16 protein-coding genes are annotated in these 22,233 nt (G+C 59.3%); 5 read left to right on the top strand and 11 right to left on the bottom strand.

Annotated elements, in window-relative coordinates; all coding sequences use genetic code 11:
* The first annotated feature begins 20 nt into the window (after nucleotides 1-20).
* Both CORAM0001_RS06655 and CORAM0001_RS06660 read left to right on the top strand, forming a co-directional pair.
* The gene (locus CORAM0001_RS06655) at nucleotides 21-548 is read left to right on the top strand and encodes an HPP family protein (RefSeq protein ID WP_040361458.1); all 528 of its coding nucleotides are present in this window, start codon (nucleotides 21-23) and stop codon (nucleotides 546-548) included.
* Nucleotides 549-606: 58 nt separating this feature from the next.
* Complete coding sequence (locus CORAM0001_RS06660; protein WP_005510975.1) at nucleotides 607-1,302, top strand: acetyltransferase; 696 nt, start codon at nucleotides 607-609, stop codon at nucleotides 1,300-1,302.
* Here the strand turns inward: CORAM0001_RS06660 and CORAM0001_RS06665 are convergent.
* From CORAM0001_RS06665 to CORAM0001_RS06690, 6 genes are read right to left on the bottom strand one after another with little or no spacing between them, the layout of a single operon-like run.
* Nucleotides 1,286-1,951, bottom strand: a complete 666-nt coding sequence (locus tag CORAM0001_RS06665; RefSeq protein ID WP_005510895.1) for a sugar transferase — start codon at nucleotides 1,949-1,951, stop codon at nucleotides 1,286-1,288. The genes CORAM0001_RS06660 and CORAM0001_RS06665 overlap by 17 nt on opposite strands.
* A gap of 10 nt (nucleotides 1,952-1,961) precedes the next feature.
* Nucleotides 1,962-3,638 (bottom strand): hypothetical protein, encoded by a 1,677-nt coding sequence (locus tag CORAM0001_RS06670; protein ID WP_005510921.1) that lies wholly within the window; start codon nucleotides 3,636-3,638, stop codon nucleotides 1,962-1,964.
* Complete coding sequence (locus CORAM0001_RS06675; protein ID WP_005510911.1) at nucleotides 3,635-4,813, bottom strand: DegT/DnrJ/EryC1/StrS family aminotransferase; 1,179 nt, start codon at nucleotides 4,811-4,813, stop codon at nucleotides 3,635-3,637. Before CORAM0001_RS06675 ends, CORAM0001_RS06670 begins: the two co-directional genes overlap by 4 nt.
* A complete protein-coding gene (locus tag CORAM0001_RS06680; RefSeq protein ID WP_005510928.1) occupies nucleotides 4,813-6,003 on the bottom strand; it encodes a glycosyltransferase family 4 protein in 1,191 nt (396 codons plus the stop codon). Before CORAM0001_RS06680 ends, CORAM0001_RS06675 begins: the two co-directional genes overlap by 1 nt.
* Nucleotides 6,004-6,006: 3 nt before the next feature.
* Nucleotides 6,007-7,251, bottom strand: coding sequence for a lipopolysaccharide biosynthesis protein (locus CORAM0001_RS06685; RefSeq protein WP_005510934.1), 1,245 nt, complete (start codon nucleotides 7,249-7,251; stop codon nucleotides 6,007-6,009).
* A gap of 18 nt (nucleotides 7,252-7,269) precedes the next feature.
* Entirely contained in the window at nucleotides 7,270-9,147 is a 1,878-nt protein-coding gene (locus CORAM0001_RS06690; protein ID WP_005510927.1) for a polysaccharide biosynthesis protein, read from the bottom strand.
* Between the two features lie 366 nt (nucleotides 9,148-9,513).
* Here CORAM0001_RS06690 and CORAM0001_RS06695 point away from each other — a divergent pair, with 366 nt between their 5' ends.
* The gene (locus tag CORAM0001_RS06695; RefSeq protein ID WP_005510896.1) at nucleotides 9,514-10,503 is read left to right on the top strand and encodes an LCP family protein; all 990 of its coding nucleotides are present in this window, start codon (nucleotides 9,514-9,516) and stop codon (nucleotides 10,501-10,503) included.
* Nucleotides 10,504-10,664: 161 nt separating this feature from the next.
* Here the strand turns inward: CORAM0001_RS06695 and CORAM0001_RS06700 are convergent, their stop codons facing one another.
* Genes CORAM0001_RS06700 through gltB form a run of 3 tightly spaced genes read right to left on the bottom strand, consistent with a single transcriptional unit; the run spans nucleotide 10,665 to nucleotide 17,196 of the window.
* Nucleotides 10,665-10,985, bottom strand: coding sequence for a heavy metal-binding domain-containing protein (locus CORAM0001_RS06700; protein WP_005510900.1), 321 nt, complete (start codon nucleotides 10,983-10,985; stop codon nucleotides 10,665-10,667).
* 54 nt (nucleotides 10,986-11,039) lie between these two features.
* On the bottom strand, nucleotides 11,040-12,581 hold the full coding sequence (locus tag CORAM0001_RS06705; protein ID WP_005510880.1) for a glutamate synthase subunit beta: 1,542 nt from the start codon (nucleotides 12,579-12,581) through the stop codon (nucleotides 11,040-11,042).
* The gene (gene gltB / locus CORAM0001_RS06710; protein ID WP_050773620.1) at nucleotides 12,574-17,196 is read right to left on the bottom strand and encodes a glutamate synthase large subunit; all 4,623 of its coding nucleotides are present in this window, start codon (nucleotides 17,194-17,196) and stop codon (nucleotides 12,574-12,576) included. The genes CORAM0001_RS06705 and gltB overlap by 8 nt, the downstream gene beginning before the upstream one ends.
* A gap of 324 nt (nucleotides 17,197-17,520) precedes the next feature.
* On the opposite strand from gltB, the gene CORAM0001_RS06715 reads away from it, so the two are divergent.
* Together CORAM0001_RS06715 and CORAM0001_RS06720 are read left to right on the top strand one after the other, a co-directional pair.
* Nucleotides 17,521-18,342 (top strand): HNH endonuclease family protein, encoded by an 822-nt coding sequence (locus CORAM0001_RS06715; RefSeq protein WP_005510891.1) that lies wholly within the window; start codon nucleotides 17,521-17,523, stop codon nucleotides 18,340-18,342.
* Nucleotides 18,343-18,881: 539 nt separating this feature from the next.
* The gene (locus CORAM0001_RS06720; protein ID WP_005510942.1) at nucleotides 18,882-20,579 is read left to right on the top strand and encodes an AMP-binding protein; all 1,698 of its coding nucleotides are present in this window, start codon (nucleotides 18,882-18,884) and stop codon (nucleotides 20,577-20,579) included.
* Between the two features lie 82 nt (nucleotides 20,580-20,661).
* On the opposite strand, the gene CORAM0001_RS06725 is transcribed toward CORAM0001_RS06720, so the two are convergent.
* Together CORAM0001_RS06725 and CORAM0001_RS06730 are read right to left on the bottom strand one after the other, a co-directional pair.
* Nucleotides 20,662-21,393, bottom strand: a complete 732-nt coding sequence (locus CORAM0001_RS06725) for an SDR family oxidoreductase (protein WP_005510926.1) — start codon at nucleotides 21,391-21,393, stop codon at nucleotides 20,662-20,664.
* Between the two features lie 24 nt (nucleotides 21,394-21,417).
* On the bottom strand, nucleotides 21,418-22,179 hold the full coding sequence (locus CORAM0001_RS06730; RefSeq protein WP_005510869.1) for an SDR family oxidoreductase: 762 nt from the start codon (nucleotides 22,177-22,179) through the stop codon (nucleotides 21,418-21,420).
* Between the last annotated feature and the right edge of the window lie 54 nt (nucleotides 22,180-22,233).

The following is a 22,233-nucleotide window of genomic DNA, read 5'->3' on the forward strand; positions in this document are numbered from 1 at the left end:
CGCATCCTAACATGCTATCCATGTCCTATTCACGGCCTACGAGACGGCCCCTTATCGCCAGCGAAGCTCCACCTCGCCCTCCGCTGCGCCATATTATCGCCGCCTCGGTAGCCGTGAGCCTGCCGCTGATGACCCTGGCACTCATCTCAACTTCTGTCTCTGACCTGCTATTTTTGCCCCCTATTGGCGCTGCCATGGCACTTATCGTCGGCGCACCGAACTTACCCCTGGCTCAGCCACGAAATGTCGTGGTCGGACACCTCATCGGCTGCACGACTGGCATCGCAACTCTGCACATGTTGGGTTCGACCATCATTGCTGCAGCGGTTGCCGCCGGCGTTGCCTTCGCGCTCATGCTTCTTGCTCGCGCGGCTCACTCCCCTGCCACCGCTACCGCTATGGTCACCGTGCTAATGCCACACGGCCATGGGCTTGCCAACGACTTCCGCTTCATAGGCTTCATTTTCGCTTCGTCAATCATGATCGTGGTGCTTGGCATCCTCGCAAATCGACTGCGCGGCCTTCGGTATCCCACCTACTGGTGGTAGGTGGATTCGAGGTCACGCACTCCAGCTAAATACGGCTATCGGTGGGATAATGACACTCATGCCAAAGCAGTGGATTAACAACACGACGACCGAAAAGATTGTCATCGTCGGCGCTGGTGGTTTTGGGCGAAACGTGGTCAGCTTCATTAAGGACATCAATGACTACGCAGAGGCCAACGGCCTACCACCGCAGTGGGAAATCCTAGGCATTATCGATGATGGCACCCCGGATATGACCTTTTTCCACCAAATGGGCGTGCAGTTTTTGGGCAAAACCGAAATCCTCGCGGACTTGCCCGAGGGGGTCTACTACACCGTCGCAATCGGCAGCGGCGCTGCTCGACGTTCGATTGCGCAACGCGCAGATGCCGAAGGGCTCGTGCCTGCAACTCTGGTCCACCCAGACACCAGCATTGGCGCGCTGGTCACGCTCGGCGAGGGCACGGTCATCTGTCCCGGAGCGCGCCTGACCTGCAATATTGAGGTTGGCAAGCACGCCCAAATCAATATGAATGTCACAATCGGCCACGATGCGGTGCTGCGGGACTACTGCACAATCTTCCCGCTCAATGCCGTGTCGGGCTTTGTCACGCTTGGCGAGGCCTGCACACTAGGAGCCAACTCCGTAATCAACCCCGGCCTCACCGTCGGCGAGGGAGCGTACATCGGATCCGGAGCCGCAGTTACCAGAGACGTCGATGACTACACCGTTGTCGCCGGTGTTCCCGCAGGCGTGATTAAGAACCTGCGCTAGCCGAGACGTCCTTATCCGACGACTGCTTATCCGACGAACCGGTGAACTCGGTCATGGTCACTTGCCCCTCTTCTGAGATGCCTTCACGCTTGAGCACCACCAAGATTGTGTCGAGGAGAATCTTCGCATCGAGCAGTAGCGACCAATTATCCACGTACTGCACGTCGTACTCGAAACGCTCTTCCCAGGTGATGCCATTGCGGCCCGACACCTGGGCAAGCCCCGTAATTCCCGGTGGCACCTCATGGCGGCGTGCTTGGCGCGGCGAATAGCGCTCCAGGTACTTCATGCGCAGCGGGCGCGGGCCAACGAGGCTCATATCGCCACGCAGAACGTTAAAGAGCTCCGGGAGCTCGTCCAAGCTTGTGGACCGAAGGAATTTTCCTACCTCCGTGAGGCGGGACGCATCGTCGACAAGCCCCTTTGCCGGGTTGACGTGGTGCATCGTCCGAAACTTGAGGATATTAAACGGCTCACCATCCTGGCCCGGGCGTTCCTGACGGAATAGGACTGGCTTCCCCATGGAAAGCCGCACTGCCAGCGCCGTAGCGCCCATGACTGGCGACAGCACAATCAGACCTGCTGCAGATGCCACGATGTCGACGCCACGCTTAATTACCCGTTGCGCGCGGATGCTCGGTGAATCCATTGGTTATCTCCTACTTTTCGTTGAACATTTCGCGCAGAAGCTTTTCGGCACGCGCATCGACTTCCGCATTGGAACGGTTCCTGACCAGCCAACCGATCACACCCACTGCACCGGCCGCGGCAAACGACGCTGCCGCAACGCGCAGTTTCTTGTTGTCATTCTTGTTGTCAGGCGCACTTTGCTTGACGACGGCCACCGCTGGCTCCGGCTCCGGCACAACCGGCTCCGCGGTATCGGTGACCATAACCGGCTCGGGCAGGGATTCACGCTCAGTTTCAAAGTCAAGCGAGATATCGTCCTGCGAGTGAACCTCAGTGTCGGTGTCGGTGGCGGCATCGGTATCAGCTTCTGCTGCGACCGCTGGCTTAGGACCACGAACTGCAGCCACTGCCCAGAGAACAATGGCAACAAAGGCGACAACTGCAATCTCCAGGATGATTCGGGGGAAGGAGCGGTACCAGTAAATGTGCAGGCCACCCCACACCATGTCGCCCAAGCCTGATGCGAAGGTGACTGCCGAAATAAAGAGCGCTACTGCCCCCCAGTGCTTTTCAAGCTCGGCATAGCCACGTGCCATTGCCCAGTTCAACAACGCGAGGAACGCGCCAACAGCCAATGCACCGATAACGACGGCGGAGACACCACCCATCCAGTACCACTCGCCGGTGGCATTTGCCGCCACTGAATACCAGTCATACTTCGGGATTGCCTTCTCCGGCTTCCAGTACTTCACCAGCTCGTAGCCAAGCGCACGGGGCAAATCCCAGCTCTCCGGCGCAATCGGTGTGAGCGGGGTCAGCAGATTCTTAGCACCTTGAAATTCAAAGCGACCCTGCTCATGAAGATCGAGAAGATTAGCGAAAGTGACAAAGGGATCGGTCAGCGACTCAAGACCAGTGCGGTTTGCAGAATTTCCCTTACTAATGCTCTCCTGGTGCGCCTTACGCAGAATCGAAAAGACCATCAACGCTGCAGGACCAGCAAGAATGGTAAGCAGCTTGATCCACATTCCCTGGAAGCGAATGGAAAACATGAGCAGCAGGCCGAGGCCGAGCGCGGCGATACGCAGTCGACCCTGACCACTGTGAATCTGCAGAACATAAACCGCGGCCATGGCAACGACTACGGGAAATGACAGCCACAGCCAGACCTTTGACCGCGACCACCATGCCCCCATTGCAGTCAGGAAAACGCCTGCGACGGCAATGCTTTCAACGATGATTCCTGGAAGCAACTCGGAGCTGCGAATGGTATATCCCAACGCAAACAAGACAATGCCAATTACGCTGTATAGATAGGCTCCCGGAAGCACCACTTTGCCGCGACGAAACTCCCTGGCAGCACGCCACGACAGCGAACAGGCGACATAAGTCAGAAAAAAGGTCAGTGCCACCGCCCCGCGGAGTGCATCCGAAGTAATGCGGTTGTCATCCCACGCAACATATGCGGGATAACCTGCAGTAAAAAGCGTGACCAGCGCGAAAACGCCCAGTGGAGTGATTGTTCGGCCACCACTTCCGATGAACGCCCGCAGGCAAAACAGCGCAAGCAGCACAGTGCCGATTTGAGCGCCCTGCAGCGGATCCGACCACAGTGCAACAAGCAGAATGGTGAGGCCCCAAATGACTTCCTCAACGACAATCATTTTGGCGACCGAATTAATCCACTTATCGAGCGTTTTCGTCATCCCAGCACTTCCTTCAAAACACCAATCACCCGCGCAACGTCGTCATCGTCCAGCGCCGGACCACTAGGAAGAGTAATGCCACGGGAGAAAAGATTCTCAGCGGTACCGTTGATGCTGGCTCGTGCGCCCTCATATACCGGCTGTAGGTGCATCGGCTTCCACAGGTGACGAGCCTCGATATTGGCCTCACCCAGCGCCGCAATCACGCCGTCCGGGCTCAGCACGCCCTTATCGACAGCCTCCTGTGGCAGCACAATCGAGGTCAGCCAGCAGTTCTCGGTGAAACGCTCGTCGGAGTCAGAGAGCAAGCGAGTACCTTTACCAGGGGCATCGTCGTCAAGCGAGGCGAGCAGATCTATGTACGCATCGCGAATCTGGCGACGGCGAGCAATCATGTCGTCCAGACGCGAGTGCTGCGCACGCCCCAGGGCGGCGAGCAGATTGGAAAGGCGGTAGTTGTAGCCGATTTCGGTGTGTTCGTACCAAGCGACGGGCTGACGCGCCTGCGTGGACAGGTAGCGCGCGCGGGCGATGAGGTCGGCATCGTTTGACAACAGCATGCCACCGCCGGAGGTGGTCATAATCTTGTTACCGTTGAAGGACAGCGCAGCAGCGCGGCCAAAACTGCCGGCCGGCTGACCATCGACGCTGGCACCGAGAGCCTCGGCGGCGTCCTCGATGAGCGCGATGCCGAGTTCCTCCAGGCGCGGCGCGAAGGCCGGGTAGTCAGCGCAGCGGCCGAAGAGGTCCACGATCATCACGCCGGGAACGTTCTTGCCCTCGGCAAGCAGCTCATCGACGGTGCGAAGCAGCAGCTCAGGGTCGATGTTTCCGTCCTCCGCGGCATCGACAAACACTGGCGTAGCGCCGACGTAAGCAATGGCGTTGGTCGTGGCCGCGAAGGTCATGGTGGACACTGGGATGTAGTCACCTTCACCGATACCCAGCGCGAGCAGCGCCAAGTGCAGGCCAGCGGTGCCGGAAGACAGCGCGAGCGCGTGGTCGACACCGCAACGCTTGGCGATCTCAGCTTCAAACGCGTCTACCTCGGGACCCAACGGAGCCACCCAACCAGAGTGGAGTGCACGAACGACGGCCTGCTCTTCTACTTCGGTGACAGTGGCGAGCGAAAGAAAGATCCGCTCATTGGGCTTGTTAGCGTCGGCGTTAGTCATTACTTCTGAACCTTTCGGACACGGTTGAGCACCTCAATGAGCTGGTTGTACAGGCTGTCACGAGCAAAACGCTTCTCACCCAGTTCGCGGTTGCGCTGTCCGGCTGCACGCATCTCATCGCGGTCGGAGATAATCTCAGCAAATCGCTTGGCCGCGGTCGGAATATCGCGCGAGAGACGCCAACCGGCGTCGTGCTCGGTCGCGGCTTCCTCCAGCCAGCCACCGTGGTTGAACACAACCGGACGCGATGCGGCCATGGCATCGAAGACCTTGTTCAGGGAATTGCCCTCCAAGCAGGGGTCATCGCGCAGCGGCGATAGCGCGATATCGGCGGCGGAGACATACTTGGCGACATCTTCCTTCGGCTGACGGCCAAGGAACATCGCATCGGCATCGAGGCCAGCGTTCTTGGCACGCTGGTACAACGCGTCTGAGTCGCTTCCCTGCCCCAGCAGTACAAAGCGCACGTTCTCCACGCCATCACGACGCAACTGCGCCGCCAGATCCACAAGCCACTCCAGCTGGTAGGACATGCCAAAACCACCGGCGTAGACTGCTACGATGTCATCGCCCCAGCCCTGCTCCTTGCGGAAAGCCGCGCGCTGCTCAGCCGGAACATCAAAGCGCTCAAAGTCCGACGCATTCGGAATCACGGTCACGCGCTTCTTCGGCGCCACTTCCTTAACACCATCGGCCATTGACGGCGACAGCGCCACGACCTCGCTCGATGCCGCATAAAATGCCTTCTCCAGCTGCTTGGCCAGGAATATCGCCACCGGATTATTGAGGTAGCCCAACTTGATTGGCACCTCTGGCCACAGGTCACGGATCTCCGCCACCAACGGCGCACGCTGGGTAAACTTCGCCACAATTCCCGGAACCGCCACAGTCAGCGGAGTCGAGGAGGCGTAAATCACGTCGGCAGGCACACGGGCAGCAACCGCGGAAGCGCGCACCAGGAAGTTGAAGAAACTGACGATGCGCTCGCGCTTCGACATTTCATTGCGGTACGGAATCGCTAGACGACGCACGTGGATGCCATCAACAGTTTTATCCATGGCCTCATCGCGACCACAGATCATTGTCACCTCGTGGCCTGCGGCGGCCATTCGGCGGGCGAACTCGTAGGGGCGGGAACCACCCGGCTCACCGGGGAGAACAAAGTACTGGTGGATATAAGTGATTCGCATTGTTTAGCTTTCCTCGATTACGTCGACGGGGAGTTCTTCGTTGGTGGTTGATGGATTTTTCGGGCCTCCGCTCGGCTGCATCAGCGCCACTGCTGCAACAACGGCTGCTGCAAAGTAGACAATTGCGCTGGTCCACGCGAGACCGAGGGCGTCTCCGAGAAGAATGCCAATTGGGTAACAAATGACAGCGATAACGGCGGAAATGAGCTCCACTCGGCCAATTCGACGGGGATTGTCGCTGCCGAGAATTTCACCGCACAGGTGTCGGTAGCAGCCGAGCACCACGGCCGCGATAGTCAGTGGCAACACCAACTCCCGGGCAGGCTCAAACTCATGGCCGAATACCGGCACGATGAGGAAGTAGAGTGCCACGCCACCGAGCGCACCAAGCGCACCGTACGCTGCAGTGACTATGCCAAGGTGTCGGAGCACACGAGACGGGGTGAGTTCGCGACCCCTCTGGTCGCTGGTGCGCTGATCGGCGACTGACTGCGCGATCCAGTACAGCGGTTCCGTCGCCGTCGCTACGACTACAAATAGACCTAACGACGCCGGTGAGGCCAGCGCCGGCAGCAAAACGCGACCCAAGCGTGTGGTCGTCAGCGGTCCCAGGCCCGATGCGATGAATGGGGCATTTGTCCGAGCCGTCTCTACCACTCCGCCAACACGGGAATCGGTGTGTTTGCGTGACTTCGCTAGCGACCAGATTGCCAGTGGCAGTGCCGGGAAGATATAGGCCGCAGCCCACCAGCGCCAGTCCTCGACTCCGGCGAAATATAGCGCAGTGCTAATCAGCAGTACTGAGCCCTGGAAACCGACGAATACTGCGACGAAGAAAGACACTCGATGGCGGCTGATAGCCATCGCACGAACCATGGAAAATGACACGGTAACCAAGGCGACAACGCCGGCCATTGCCGTCCACGGTCCGTAGACGACACCTGCGATGGCACAGGCAATCAGAGCGACCACAGTCATGGCGAAACCACTCGGAATGAGACCGTGGTCGTAATCATCGCGGCGCAGCAAAAGCCGATCGGCCCCAAAGCCGACGAAGGGCGCCACAATATAGGCGAACTGCAAAACGGTAGCGACCTCGCCTCGACCGGCGGGCCCCAGCACTCGCGCGGAAAGAATACTGACCACAAAGGCGACGACTGCGGCGAGCGCTGAAGCTGCCGAAATCGTCGCAACTGTTCGAACTCTTTGCGCCAGCTGCCCGGAGTTAGAGGAGCTGGTGGTTGTCACGGTGGGGAGTCATCCTAACTATTTTGCTTTCGAGCTAGCGGTTGCAAGCGATTGTGCACCAGCGGGATACGCCGCAATACTGCTTTGCGCCCCACCGTGCTCTGCAAGCCAACGACGTGCAGCATCGTGATTATGTGTGCACGGGAGAATCCGCGAATTCAGCCGTTCCGGCTCAACACGTACCTCAGTGATCAGCGGATGACGATCGCCAATCTTGGGAACCTCGCGGTCATCAACCAAGTCCTCGGAGATCTTCTCACCTTCGCGAAGGCCCGTGTAGACAATCTCTACGTCTGCGTCATGGAGCCTGATGAGGTTCTCCGCCAGCTCAGCAATCTTGACCGGCTTACCCATCTCCAGCACCAGAGTCTCACCGGACTCTGCAATAACGGTAGCCTGCAGCACCAGCTGCGATGCCTCCGGAATGGTCATGAAGTAGCGCTGAACGTCAGGGTGCGTCACCGTAACCGGGCCACCCTCTTCAATCTGACGCTGGAAAGTCGTAATGACCGAGCCACGCGAGCCAAACACGTTACCGAAGCGGACAGATGCCCAGACACCTTCATGAGTTTGCCCCATGTGCGCAGTCAGACGTTCTGCGGCGCGCTTGGATTCACCCAGAATCGAGGCTGGGTTCGCAGCCTTGTCCGTGGAAATATTAATAACGGTTGACACATTGGCCGCAGCGGCTGCATCCAGGACGTTCTGGGTTCCGATGACATTGGTTTGCACTGCTTCTGCAGGGTAGCTCTCCAGCAGCGGCAGGTGCTTGAGAGCTGCAGCATGGTAGACAACATCGGGCTTGCGCTCGGTGAAGATCTGCGTCAGCATCTCCGCGTCACGGATATCAGCCAGGACGGTATCGGAGCCGTCGAGAAGCGCCGAACCCGTCAGCGACAGCTGAGTGGCATGCAAGCCGCCCTCATCGCGGTCCAGCATGATAAGTTCTGCCGGCTCAAAACGGTGAACCTGTCGGCAGATCTCGGAACCGATAGAACCGCCAGCGCCTGTGACCAGTACCTTCTTACCGCGAATAATGGAAGCGACCTTGGATTCATCCAGGTGCAGCGGCTGGCGGCCGATGAGGTCGGCGATGTTAATTTCGCGCACCTGCGAGGTAGCGACAGCGCCACGGTGGCGCGAGTACTCCTCCACCGGCGGCAGAATGAGCAGGCGCAGCGACGATTCCTCACAGATGTGGTTGAGGACGTTGATGCATTCAGTGGACAGTGGCTCATCAGTCGCAATGATGACCGACTGCGCCGAAGTGCGCGATGCGACTTCGCCCAGCTGATTAATGCCACGAATCACGCGGAGACCATGGATACGAGAAATATGGTTCTCGCCGCTTTCTTCGGGATCGACGATTCCAACCAAGTGGAAGCGGTTCTCACGGGAAATACCGGAATCCGTAAGGCTGTTGATAAAAAACTTGGCTCGACGGCCTGCACCGAGAACAATCAAGCGATCATCCGTCTGGCGGGTGCCAAAGTTATCGGTAATCCAGCGAGCGAGAGTTCGGGTATAGATACTTGCCAAAGTTGCGACACAGCCACCGGCGAACGGAACGTACCACGCAATTTCCGGGAAGGTCTTCAGGATTTGAGCCAAACCAGTGGCTGCGGTAGCGCCACCCATGCTGATGGTCAGCAGAACAATATCTTCAGTTCGACTGCCGGGCCATACGCGTTGCGGGTTGGTGTACTCCCCGAGCAGTAGGCCGAGCAGGACGATGACGACCACGGCGGCAGCGACAACCAAAAAGTTCGTGCCTGATATTTCAGAGAAAGATACCAATTCCCCGCGGACGATTCCGTTAGCGGCGGACAGCGCAACCAGCCAGGCGAGTACATCAAATACACACCAGGCGAGCTGCTTCCAGTCTCGGATAAACACTCTTATGCCTTTTATTGCTGGTTAAATTTTTCTACGCACAATGCGTTCCACAGGCTTGGCATACTATGCGATATAAACTACATTTACAGCTCCTACTCCATAGGACTACCCCATCGTTCGGGTAGCCAAAAAGCCACCCTTTCCACCGATTATTCTCCCTGGTAAAACAATGTTTCACCAACTATTTACCGAAGCTTCAATCTGTTTACATTCACATAACTAGCTGTACAAACTAACTTCTAACGTAACCACTTCCTGACGATCGCAATTAATGCAAAATCACCTCGTTATTGAGATGCTTATTCAAGGAAGTATTTGCGTGAATACTCAAACAATCGTTTTTGACAAAAGGGTTACACTTCCCCCGTGAGCACATCATCAACGCGTCGGGCACGCGCTTTCATCATCCGGAAGCCCTTCCTTGCTGCACTGATTACTGCCGTTTCAGTTCTAACGGTGATGGCGCTGTTGCTTGCTACCCTGATGCTGATTCAAAACCGGATGAGTCAGACACAGAACGTCGCCGACACATCGGCCACGCACCAAGAGACACTGCTCATCCTTGGTGTCGATAGTCAAGACTCATCCATGGTGGGACACCGCTCAGATGTCATCATGCTCATGCGGATGCGTCACGATCCGGAGTGGATTGACATTGTCTCTGTACCGCGAGATTCCCTGGTAGATTTACCCGACTGCGCTGGTTCTCACGCCACCGAGCACTCCGGCAAAAAGGACAAACTGAACTCCGCATTCGCCTACGGATCCGTCGCCGATGTCGATGACCGCGGATCAGCCCAAGCGGGCATGGACTGCGCAGCCATGGCGATTACCGAAGAAGCTGGGATTCCCATCGATGACACCATCGCCACCACCTTCAACGGTGTCGCCGGCATCATCGATAGCCTCGGCGGCGCAGACCTCCCCGTCGATGAACACGGTCGCATCGTCCGCGACGGCGAAGGCGAGCAGCACTTTTCCGGCCAAGGTGTGGTCACACAGCTTCGCGCTCGCAAGAGCGAAACAGGTGGCAGTGACCTCTCGCGCATCAACCACCAGCAGGAAATTCTGGGAGCGCTACTGGATTACTACCGCAGCGAAGGAATCATTGACAGCAGCGGCTCCGTGAACTCCATGAAGGAGTTCACTGCCCTCCTCACCGCCCTAACTAATGGAACGGCCACTACTGTCAGTCTGAATGATGTCCGCAGCCTGATGCAGCGCGCCGCGTCCACACCGGTGTCCACCGCGACACTACCAACAGGCCCTGCCGACGATGGTGTCAATGCGGTCTGGACACAGCAGACTACACAGTTCTGGCAGGCCTACAAAAACGGCGAAGACCTGCCCAAATAAAAACGCTCCCACATGCACCCCTATTAAATGCGCAACCAAACCGACTACTAAGCCCGGCAAGAATCACCGCATGTTCTGGCATCTCCGAAGGGCAAAGTGCTTCACGACGGCGTGGGCGGCGCCCAAGCCCCTGACCACGGTTTCAGCACTGCGGCGGTGACCTAAACCAGGGTGACTGCAGTGCCCGATGCCGTGACCATGAGCATTCCGTTATCGGCACCCAGGACCTCGTAGTCAATGTCGACGCCTACCACGGCATCGGCGCCCATGGCCTCGGCACGCTGGTATAGCTCCGCCAGCGCAGTTTCCCGGGCCATGCCCAGCTCACGCTCGTAGGTTTCGGAGCGACCACCGACGAGGTTACGGAAACCTGCACCGAAGTCTTTGAACAGATTGACACCCGAGATTGCCTCTGCCGAGACAATCCGCAGGTACTGGGAAATTTGGCGCCCCTCGATGCTCTGGGTGGTAGTCAAAATCATGGTGCCAATAATAACTGCAGGTGTGACGGCTCACACCTGCAAAGACACTGGAATTTACAACTTAATTGGAGCGTCGGTCGGCTCCACCGCGCGGGGAAGGTTGGACTCGCCCATCAGGTACTGGTCCACAGCCTCGGCGCAGGCGCGGCCTTCGGCGATAGCCCACACAATCAAACTGGCACCGCGGCCATTGTCACCGGCCACGAACACCGGACCGTCGAAGTTCTGCTCGATGTCGCTGCGCACGGCGAGGTAGTCGTCGTCACGCATCATCACACCGCGATCGTTGAACTGAATACCCAGCTCATGCGGCAGGCCCCCGCGCTCCGGACCGGAGAAGCCCAGAGCAATGAGAACTAGGTCGGCATCGAGCTCGAAATCCGTGTCCTCCATGGGCACGCGCTTGCCGTCGATGACCTCAACTTCGTTGGCGGACAGGCCGGTGACGTGGCCGTCCTCGCCGTGGAAGGAGACGGTATTGACGTTGAACACGCGCTTGCCCAGAGTCTCGCCGGTGACACGGGCGTTCAGTCCCAGCGCCTCGGTGACCTCCGGTGGCTCGGAGCCGGTGATGGTGTACTCGCCCTCTTCGTGGGCAGTAGCTACGCGCCAGACCAGCGGGTACATCGGCCACGGAGTCGACGCCGCACGGGACTTGGGAGCACGCGGGCGAATATCGAACTGCGTGACGGACGCAGCGCCCTGACGCAGCGCGGTACCGAAGCAGTCGATACCGGTGTCGCCGCCGCCAATGACGACGACCTTCTTGCCCTTGGCATCAATTGGCGGGGTGTCGAGCTCGCCTACGGCAACGCGGTTGGCGCCCGGCAAGTACTCCATAGCCTGGTGAATGCCCCCGAGGTCACGGCCATCGACGGGCAGGTCACGAGCCAGCGAGGCGCCGGTAGCTAGGACCACTGCATCGAAATCGGCCAGGTCAGCGGCTGTCGGTGAGATGTTGGTGCGGAACTCAGTGCCCTCGATTTCCATCTGCTCAAGGCGACGGTCGAGGAAACGCTGCTCCATCTTGTAGTCCGGTACACCGTAGCGCATCAGACCACCAATCTTGTCGTCACGCTCGAAGACCGTGACATCATGCCCGGCGCGAGTGAGCTGCTGTGCTGCAGCAAGGCCCGCCGGCCCGGAGCCGATGACAGCGATGTGTTGGCCGGTGTCGAAAGTCGGCACAATCGGCTGCACCCAACCCTCATCGAAACCTCGCTCAACGATGGCCAGCTCAATATTTTTAATGGTCACCGCATCGTCGTTGATGCCGAGGACGCAGCCGCCTTCACAGGGAGCCGGGCACAGCCGGCCAGTCCACTCGGGAAAGTTGTTGGTGGCGTGCAGACGCTCGAAGGCCTCGTGCCAGCGGTTCTGACGAACCAGGTCATTCCACTCCGGAATGATGTTGCCCAGAGGGCAGGCCGAGTGACAAAACGGCACGCCGCAGTCCATACAGCGGGTCGCCTGCTGTTGCAGGTGCTCCTGACTAGCCTCCTCATAGACCTCTTTCCAGTCCATCAGACGCAGCGGAACCGGGCGATGAGCAGGCTCTTCGCGTTGGAACTTCATGAAACCCTTCGGATCAGCCATTGCTTACTGCCTCCATGATTGCCTCGTTGATGTCAGCGTCGTTGTCCTTTGCCTTCGCGACTACGTCGAGAATTCGGGCGTAATCACGCGGCATAATTTTGATGAACTGTGCAGCCGGGAACCGAGTCTTAGAACCTGTGAGCTTGCGGTGCTTCGACAGCGTTGCCTCCAGCCAGCTGATGTCCTCATCGTCGAGCGGCACGATGTCGACCAACTCGGTGTTGATGTTCGCCCGCGTCGCCTCGTTATCCAGCAGGTAGGCGATACCGCCACTCATACCGGCGCCGAAGTTGTGACCGACCGGGCCCGCCACTACGACGCGGCCACCGGTCATGTACTCGCAACCGTGGTTACCGATGCCCTCGACTACGGCCGTGGCACCGGAGTTACGCACGCAGAAGCGCTCGCCGACGGTGCCGCGGACGAAGATTTCACCGCTAGTGGCACCAAAACCAATGACGTTGCCGGCAATCGTGTCGGTAGCCACATCCGCGGTTGGCGGGGCCGAACGTGAAGGTCGGACCACAATCTTGCCGCCGCATAGGCCCTTGCCGACGAAGTCGTTGGCATCGCCCTCCAGCTTGATAGTCACACCGGCCGGCAGGAACGCGCCGAGCGAGTTACCGGCGGAACCGAGCAGGTTGACGACGATGGAGTCGTCGGCAAGCCCCTGCTTACCTGCGACCTTGGTGACTTCGTACCCGAGGCGCGTGCCCACGGAACGGTTCACATTGCTGATGGCGTGGTGCAGCGATACCGGTGTCGGCGCCAACCCATTCGCGCGCGCCGTGCGCAGCGCCGGCTGCGCTTCGTCGATGAGGCGCTCGTCCAACGCGCCCTCGAGGCCGTGGTCCTGCGCCTTCGTGCAGTAGGAATCCTGGTCCGCAAAGAAGGGGCTCTCGGCAACGTGCAGGATTCGCTCCAGGTCAAGCTTTGCGACGCGCGGAAGGTTGCCCAGATTCTTGCGCGGACGCAGGCACTCGGCATGTCCGACCGCTTCATCGATGGTGCGGAAACCCAGCTCAGCGAGGTATTCACGGACCTGCTGGGCGATGAAGGTGAAGAAGTTGACCACGTGCTCGGCACGGCCGGTGAACTTGCTCCGCAACGTCGGATTCTGGGTGGCAATACCGACTGGGCAGGTGTCCAGGTGGCAGACGCGCATCATGACGCACCCCTCAACCACCAGCGGAGCGGTGGCAAAACCAAACTCCTCAGCGCCCAACAGCATCGCGACCACGACATCGCGACCGGTCTTGAGCTGGCCATCGCACTGCACGCGGATGCGGTCGCGCAACCCGTTGAGCATCAGGGTCTGCTGGGTTTCAGCGAGCCCCAGCTCCCACGGACCGCCAGCGTGCTTGAGGCTGGTCAGCGGCGAAGCACCAGTGCCGCCATCGTGGCCGGAGATCAGCACAACGTCGGCATGCGCCTTCGACACACCAGCGGCGACAGTACCCACACCCTGCTCGGAGACGAGCTTCACGTGAATGCGGGCGCGCGGATTGGCGTTCTTGAGGTCGTAAATGAGCTGCGCCAAATCCTCAATCGAGTAGATGTCGTGATGCGGTGGTGGCGAGATCAGACCCACGCCCGGGGTGGTGATGCGCACTTCCGCAATCCACGGGTAGACCTTGTTCGGTGGCAACTGGCCACCTTCGCCGGGCTTTGCACCCTGGGCCATCTTGATCTGGATGTCGGTGCAGTTGGACAGGTAGTGGCTAGTCACACCGAAGCGGCCCGATGCTACCTGCTTGATGGCAGAGCGTTTCCAATCGCCGTTGGCCTCCATTTCGAAACGGTCTGGATCTTCGCCGCCCTCGCCGGAATTGGACATTGCACCCAGGCGATTCATAGCGATGGCCAGCGTCTCATGTGCCTCCGCAGAGATGGAGCCGTAGCTCATCGCGCCGGTGGAGAAACGCTTGACGATGCTGGAAACCGGTTCGACCTCATCAATGTCGATTGGCTCGCGGTCCGAGGCGAACTCGAGCATGCCGCGCAGAGTTGCCAGCTGCTTGGTCTGCTCATCGACCTTGTTGGTGTAGTCGCGGAAGACCGCGTACTGACCAGTGCGGGTCGCATGCTGCAGCGTGTAGATGGTCTCCGGGTTGAATAGGTGGTACTCGCCTTCGCGACGCCACTTGTACTCGCCGCCGAGATCCAGCTCGCGGTGTGCTTGCTCTTCCGGACGCGGCAGGAATGCGCTGCGGTGACGAGCTGCAACGTCTTCTGCGACCTCGTCGAGACCAATACCCTCCAGCGGAGAAACAGCGCCGGTGAAGTACTCGTCCAGGAACTCCTGCGACAGACCGACGGTGTCGGCCAGCTGTGCGCCACGGTAGGACTGCAGTGAGGCGATACCCATCTTGGACATGACCTTCAGCACGCCCTTGGAGGCGGCCTTACAGTAGTTCGAGCAGGCCTGATCCAGCGTCAGGTCACCGAGCTGGTCCTTCATGCGCAGCTCATCGATGGTTTCGAAAGCCATGTATGGGTTAATGGCATCGGCACCAAAGCCCAGCAGCATGGCCATGTGGTGCACCTCGCGGGCGTCGCCAGCCTCAATGATGAGGCTGGCACGCGTGCGAGTACGTTCTTCCACCAGGTGGTGGTGGACCGCGGAGGTCAGCAGCAGCGACGGGATCGGCGCAAAGCGCTCGTTGGACTCACGATCAGACAGCACGATCAGTCGGGCACCGCGATCAATGGCCTCGGAGACCTCACGGCGGACACGGCGGATAGCGTTGCGCAGGCCGCGGCCACCGCGGGCGACCGGGTACAGGCCAGAGATGACCTCGGCGCGGAACTCGGAGTACTCCTCGTTTTTGCCCGCCTGGCACAGGGTGACAAAGTCGTGGTTGTCCAGGATTGGATGCTCAAGCCGGATGCGACGGGCGGCATCGGCAGTGGGCTCCAGGATGTTGGTCTCTGCGCCCAGCAACGTATTCATGCTGGTGATGGACTTTTCGCGCAGCGAGTCCAGCGGCGGATTGGTCACCTGTGCGAACCGCTGAGAGAAGAAGTCGAACAGCATGCGAGGGCGGTTGGACAGCGCCGCGATCGGCGTATCTGACCCCATCGAACCCAGGCCCTCCGCGCCGGTGAGTGCCATCGGACGGATGATTAGGTCAACGTCTTCTTCGGTGATGCCGAAGACGCGCTGACGCAATACTGCGCGGGCGTGCGGCATGTACTGGTAGCGCTCTCGCGGCAGGTCGGTGATGTCGACTAGGCCCTCTTTGATCCATTCCTCGTAGGGACCAGTGGCGGCCAGCGTGGACTTAATCTCTTTGTCCTCAATAATGCGACCGGCTTTCATGTCCACCAGGAACATACGCCCCGGCTGCACGCGCGTGCGCTGCACAATCTGCTCCGGCGGGATATCTAAGACACCAGCTTCAGAGGCCATCACCACCAGGCCCTCGTCGGTCACCCAGATGCGCCCCGGGCGCAGACCATTGCGATCCAGGGTGGCACCGATTACCTGACCGTCGGTAAAGCAGATGGCGGCGGGGCCGTCCCACGGCTCCATCAGGCAGGCATGGTACTCGTAGAACGCGCGAACCTGCGGGCTGAGGTTGTCGTCGTGCTCCCAGGCCTGCGGAACCATCATCATGACCGCATGCGGAAGACTACGACCACCGAGATGCAGTAGCTCCAGGGCTTCGTCGAAACGCGCAGTGTCAGAACCGTTGGGGTCACACACCGGCAGTGCGCGGTCGATATTGCCCAGCTTGCCAGAGCGAATCAGCGACTCGCGGGCGCGCATCCAGTTCTCGTTACCGCGCACGGTGTTGATTTCACCATTGTGAGCGACGTAGCGGTACGGGTGTGCCAGTGGCCAGGACGGGAAAGTGTTCGTGGAAAAGCGCGAGTGCACGATGGCGAGCGCGGAAGTGACTTCCTTCTGCTGCAGGTCAAGGTAGAAATCCTTCAGCTGCGGTGTAGTCAGCATGCCCTTGTAGACAATCGTGCGACTGGACAGCGACGGGAAGTACACGGTGTCACCACCAGAGCCCTCGCCGGCGCCCTGTTCACCCAGCTCGCGCTCGCAGCGCTTACGCAGGAAGAACATTTTGCGGTCGAGATCAATATCGCTGAGCTGACGCCCCTCGTAGTTCTTCGCGGTAACGAAGAGCTGACGCAGCACTGGCATAGCCTGGCGGGCCATCTGGCCAAGCCCGTCAGCGTTAATCGGCACATCGCGCCATGCCAAAATCTCGATGCCCTCTTCGGCGCAGATGTCTTCAATAGCTCGGATGGCATCGAGGGTGGCCATGCGCGACTGCGGCAGGAACGCAATACCGGTGGCGTAGGTGCCAGCCGGCGGCAAAATAATGCCTTCTTTACTCAGCTCAGCGCGGTAGTAGGCATCCGGCACCTGAATGAGAATGCCGGCACCGTCGCCAGTGGTCTTCTCGGCACCAGCGGCCCCGCGGTGGTCGAGGTTGACCAGTGCCTGAATGCCCTTTTCCACAATGTCATGGGTCTGGCGACCGTAAATGTCGGCGACAAAGGCCACGCCACACGCATCGTGTTCGTTCGACGGGTGGTAGAGACCTTCCCTCTGAGGACCACGAGGCAATGTGGTCGCTGTTTCGGTCAGAGTCATGGCTGTCTTAGCTGTCATGGCTGTTTTCCCCTTGTAGGTGCAATGTGCCAATTGGGGGACACGGGTTATCTATATTTCCAACTGTTTTAACAATGTACTTTCATCTAAGCGTATTGCAATACGTATTTAGGGAATTAACTGTATTTGCCCACCCCCGAAGGAGCTAGACCAGCCTGCCAGCCCAAATAAAACCGGGCTTTTACTACCCGTTTTAATCTCATAACCCCCTAATCGAGCTACCACCCCCACTATCCACGCACAGTTGTTCGATTCTTCGACAAACCTCCCCACATCCAATCCGCTCCTACCGCTATGGTTAGCTCCATGCTCGCCAACCGTCGTTTCCGCTCGCCATTACAGGGCCTCGCCCTCCTTATCGGCGCAGTGACAATCCTCAGCGGCTGCACGGCTCCCACAACCCCCACCCCAGAGAGCCAGTCGTACAGCCCGGCCCCGGCACCCGCATTCACGCCCGAGCCAGCGGAACCCGCGCCCGAGATTCCTGAAGCGCCCCACGCACCCGGCACATCGCCTATCGACGGCATCCGTAGCGCCCTCAACCAGCTGGAGATAAAAGGGCGCGCACCAAAAACCGGCTATGCGCGCGACGAATTCGGGCAACGTTGGAGCGATGACATCTCTGCTGAGTTTGGCCACAACGGATGTGACACGCGGAACGATATTTTGAATCGTGACCTTATTAATAAGGAGTACAAACCAAATACTCGCGATTGCGTCGTACTTTCGGGGCAATTACTGGATCCCTACACCGGCACGATGATTGAGTTCCAGCGCGGCCGCGACACCTCTTCCGCCGTGCAAATCGACCATGTCGTAGCCTTGAGCGACGCCTGGCAAAAGGGGGCACAGCAGCTCCCACCCGAGGTTCGGCAGGACTTTGCCAATGACCCCCTCAACCTCTTGGCCGTCGACGGTCCCGCTAATCAGCAAAAGCGAGATAGCGATGCCGCATCCTGGGTACCCGCCAACAAACCATTTCGCTGCCAGTATGTCGCTCGCCAGGTGGCGGTAAAACAGAAATACAACCTATGGGTCACGCAGGCGGAGTACGATGCCATCGACCGTTGGCTCTCCACCTGCGCGCCAGAGGACGAACCCGCGGTTGCCGCCCTAACCCTGAATTAGGGCAGCCGTTTCCGGCGCACACCAGCACCACGCACCTAGGCTCAAGCCGGCGAATATGTCATCTATTTAGCTACGCATTCGTAACCCCCGCCCCTCCTAGTCGCGAACGTTTCTGTTTTCTGAAGATTCCTAGCCCCCTAATTTCTGGGGGCGACCGTCATTCACTCACGGCACATTCCCCTCAAACAAACCAGCCGAAAACCCCTGGGTTCATAGAGTTATGTAGGTCAATACCAGAATTGATATCGTTACCACAGTGTTATCATTTCGTTACGTTTGCCGCTTTCCATCGGTTTATAACCGTTTGATAACACTGTATCCTCGAGTCCGTTCGCGAAAAGGTATCCGTCGTAAAGCACTGCGCACACTACTTGCGCATCTTTCACATTTCTTCGCCGAAACTACTTTTTGACGCGGCACAGGTTTGTTAAAGTCTGGTTGTTACAAAATCGCACTATCGTGGCTGATGATGTCAATGTGACTGGAGAGTCGCTTGGCGCTATTAGTCGCTTGTCCATCACCTTGGAGGATTCTCACCCATGGCAGCTGAAATGAAGGCTCCGCAAGTACCACTTGGGCTACAAATCAAGGCTCTTGCCCAGTCGATTCCGCCGCTCCTGCGTACCGGCGCCCTGTACATGACCCCGAAGACAGCGCCGAAGATCCTCGATTACCTGCGTCGCCTGAAGTTCTCCGTCGCCAGCCTGATTTCCATGGGGGCGCTGCGCTACCCGGATCGCCTCGCCCTTGTCGATGATGACGGCGAGCTGACCTATTCTCAGCTGCTGGACAACGCTCACGCCCTGGCTCGTGCTTTGATGGACCGTGGCATGACCCAGAAGTCCAGCTTCGGCGTTATCGCACGTAACGGTCGCGGCATTATTCTGCCGATGGCTATCAAGGGATTCATCGGCTCCGAAATTATGCTGATGAACATCGGCTCCGGCCCGACCCAGATCCGCGGTGTCGTTGACCAGAATAAGGCCAAGTTCCTGTTCGTCGATGACGAGTTCCTAGGCAACCTGCCGGAGGACCTCGACGATGTCACCGTCGTTATTACCTCCGTGACCAAGCCGGAGACCCGCAAGAACGCGGGCAAGAACTTCCTGCTCATGGAAGATCTCATTGAAGAAGGTCGTACCTCGAACGCTAAGTTCGACCCGAAGCCGGAGCAGGGACGCATCATCATCATGTCCTCCGGCACCACCGGCATTCCGAAGGGTGTCCTGCGCAATGAGCCCAAGACACCGGCAACTGTGGGTGCAATCGCCGAGCGTATTCCGTGGCGCCGCAACATGGTCATTCACCAGTCCGCATCCATGTTCCACGCCTGGGGCTGGGCAAATGTGCTGATTGGCATGGCTACCGGCTCCACCATTGTCACCATGCGTGTCTTCGACCCGAAGAAGGCTGTTGACCAGTGTGAACAGTACGGCTGTAACGGCATGATTTCCGCGGCCTTCTTCCTGCGCCAGATCAAGGATGTTCTGGATGAGGAGCCGAACCGCAAGATTGGCCCGTTCCGCTTCATCGTCTCCTCTGGTAACGCCATCCCGGGCTGGCTCGTCTCCGCGCTGACTCACCGCTTCGGTCCGGTTATCTGTAACTTCTACGGCTCCACCGAGGCCGGCCTGTGCTCCATCGCATCCGGCGCGGACCTCGCAGCTCGCCCGGACTCCGCAGGTCGCCCGGCAATTGGCGCCAAGGTTCGCATCCTGGGTGACGACGGCAAGGAAGTCGAGCCGGGGGAGGTTGGCATGATCCACACCGCTCAGGAGCTCTCCTTCATCGGTTACCTGAACAAGAAGGACAAGTTCACCACCGTCGATGGCCTGTTCCAGATCGGTGACCTCGGCCGTATCGACCAGGACGGCTACCTGTACATCTGTGGTCGCTCCGACGACATGGTGATCAAGGGCGGCGAGAACGTCTTCCCACGCGAGGTCGAAGAAATTCTCGGCCCGGTGCCGGGTATCGCCGACGTCTTCTGCCACGGCAGCAACGAAAACGACGAGATTTTCGCCGACCTGTTCCTCTACGTTGTCCGCGAGGACAACGAGGCCGGCAAGAACCTCACCGAGGACATGCTGCGCGAGTACGTCCGCGAAACTCTGGCCGAGCACTCCACTCCGGACCGCGTCTTCTTCGTCGACTCCCTGCCGCGCAACGCCATCGGCAAGGTTGTTCCGCGCGAGGTCAAGGCAATGCACGAGCGCCTGAACCTGGACGCTCAGTAAAAAGCGTGTACACGAAAGTGTGCCCACCGGCTATCCGCCGCGTGGGCACACTTTTTGCTTATCTTCGCTACCTTTTACACGGCTATTTGCGCGGGCGCACCTGGATTTCATCCACGTTGGCATCCGCTCCGGTATCAACGGCCAGGCGTACTGCGGCTGCAATCGATTCCGGCCGCATGAACTGCGTGCCGTCGTAACGCCAATCCGCATCATCGCGGTGCCAATTCGACTGCAGGTGAACCTGCATATCGGTGTCGACGCGCCCGGGGTGCACGGAGCTGACTCGTACCGCGCCACGCTCTTCCTCACGCAGCGCATCGGTGAAGGCCCGTAGCGCAAACTTCGAGGCCGCATACGGTGAAGTACCAGCTGAAGCGCGGAATCCCGAGCCCGAGTTGATGGTCACCAGCGTGCCCTCCGCCTTGCGCAGCGCCGGCAGCAGCTGGCGGGTCAGGTCGGCGACGGCGACGACGTTGATGTCCATAATCCGCGACCAGTCCGCACGCGAAACCTCCGCCACGTCCCCATCGACGTACACACCCGCCGAGTGCACGAGCACATCCAGCCCGCGCCCACCGAGCGCCTCCAACAGCTTTGCCACTTCCGCGTTTACGGCGTCGACATCACCCAGGTCAGCAACGAATACGCTTGCCGACGGCAACTGCGATGCCACCTTCTCAGCAGACTCAACACTGGTAGCGCCCACAATGACGTGGTGATCACGGGAGAGATCCTTGGCGACCGCCAGGCCGATACCACGGCTTGCGCCCGTGACCAGGGCAATCTTGGTGTCAGCGGCAATATCGATGCTCATATACGGCTCCTCTATGTAGTCGGTTTACTTCTTTGGCTTCGCGCCGCCCACCTGGTCGATGGGGGTCACCTGCAGGAAGTCGATGTTGACGCGATTCGGGCGGGTGGCCGCGAACACAATGATGTCGGCAACATCGTCGGCGGTCAGCGACTCAACGCCGTCGTAGACCGCTGCGGCCTTCGTCTCGTCGCCGTCGAAACGCACGAGTGAGAAGTCGGTGTGGACGCGCCCCGGATCGATTTCAGTGACGCGCACGCCATCGACAGCAACCTCTTGACGCAGGACTTCCACCAGGGCGCGCTCAGCGTGCTTGGCGGCGTTGTAGCCGGCACCGCCGGTGTAGACCTGGCGACCGGCAATCGAGCCGACGGTGAGCACAATGCCGCTGGTGGTCTTCAGTGCGGGCAGCAGTGCGCGGGTGACGCGCAGGGTGCCCAGCACGTTGACGTCGTACATCCAGCGCCACTTTTCCTCGACAGCACCTTCGACCGACTCCATGCCCCAGGCGCCACCGGCGTTGTTTACCAACACGTCGACGCGCGGTTCGGCCTTAGCCAGCGCCGCCACATCGTCGTCGGAGGTGACGTCGACTTTGTAGACCGTCGCTTCACCACCGGCAGCGCGGATCTCCTCCGCGACAGCCTCGAGCTTGTCCTCGCGGCGGGCTCCCAGCACAACGCGGTAACCCTCAGCTGCGAACTGCTTGGCAGTGGCTGCACCAATACCGGAAGAAGCACCGGTAACTACAGCTACTTTCTTGCCATTAGTTGAAGTTTCAGATGTCATGAGGGCTCAACTCCTTGCTACATGCGTCTACTGATATCCCCGACTGTAGTCATA

The sequence above is a fragment of the Corynebacterium amycolatum SK46 genome, from assembly GCF_000173655.1.
In the GTDB taxonomy this organism is placed as follows: domain Bacteria; phylum Actinomycetota; class Actinomycetes; order Mycobacteriales; family Mycobacteriaceae; genus Corynebacterium; species Corynebacterium amycolatum_A.

What these genes read in the sequence shown, in the direction of transcription:
- CORAM0001_RS06675 (WP_005510911.1), bottom strand. Translation starts at nt 4,813, where the DNA reads ATGACTAACGCCGACGCTAACAAGCCCAATGAGCGGATCTTTCTTTCG.
- CORAM0001_RS06725 (WP_005510926.1), bottom strand. Translation starts at nt 21,393, where the DNA reads ATGAGCATCGATATTGCCGCTGACACCAAGATTGCCCTGGTCACGGGC.
- CORAM0001_RS06705 (WP_005510880.1), bottom strand. Translation starts at nt 12,581, where the DNA reads ATGGCTGATCCGAAGGGTTTCATGAAGTTCCAACGCGAAGAGCCTGCT.
- CORAM0001_RS06680 (WP_005510928.1), bottom strand. Translation starts at nt 6,003, where the DNA reads ATGCGAATCACTTATATCCACCAGTACTTTGTTCTCCCCGGTGAGCCG.
- gltB (WP_050773620.1), bottom strand. Translation starts at nt 17,196, where the DNA reads ATGACTCTGACCGAAACAGCGACCACATTGCCTCGTGGTCCTCAGAGG.
- CORAM0001_RS06660 (WP_005510975.1), top strand. Translation starts at nt 607, where the DNA reads ATGCCAAAGCAGTGGATTAACAACACGACGACCGAAAAGATTGTCATC.
- CORAM0001_RS06670 (WP_005510921.1), bottom strand. Translation starts at nt 3,638, where the DNA reads ATGACGAAAACGCTCGATAAGTGGATTAATTCGGTCGCCAAAATGATT.
- CORAM0001_RS06730 (WP_005510869.1), bottom strand. Translation starts at nt 22,179, where the DNA reads ATGACATCTGAAACTTCAACTAATGGCAAGAAAGTAGCTGTAGTTACC.
- CORAM0001_RS06720 (WP_005510942.1), top strand. Translation starts at nt 18,882, where the DNA reads ATGGCAGCTGAAATGAAGGCTCCGCAAGTACCACTTGGGCTACAAATC.
- CORAM0001_RS06665 (WP_005510895.1), bottom strand. Translation starts at nt 1,951, where the DNA reads ATGGATTCACCGAGCATCCGCGCGCAACGGGTAATTAAGCGTGGCGTC.
- CORAM0001_RS06700 (WP_005510900.1), bottom strand. Translation starts at nt 10,985, where the DNA reads ATGATTTTGACTACCACCCAGAGCATCGAGGGGCGCCAAATTTCCCAG.
- CORAM0001_RS06655 (WP_040361458.1), top strand. Translation starts at nt 21, where the DNA reads ATGTCCTATTCACGGCCTACGAGACGGCCCCTTATCGCCAGCGAAGCT.
- CORAM0001_RS06715 (WP_005510891.1), top strand. Translation starts at nt 17,521, where the DNA reads ATGCTCGCCAACCGTCGTTTCCGCTCGCCATTACAGGGCCTCGCCCTC.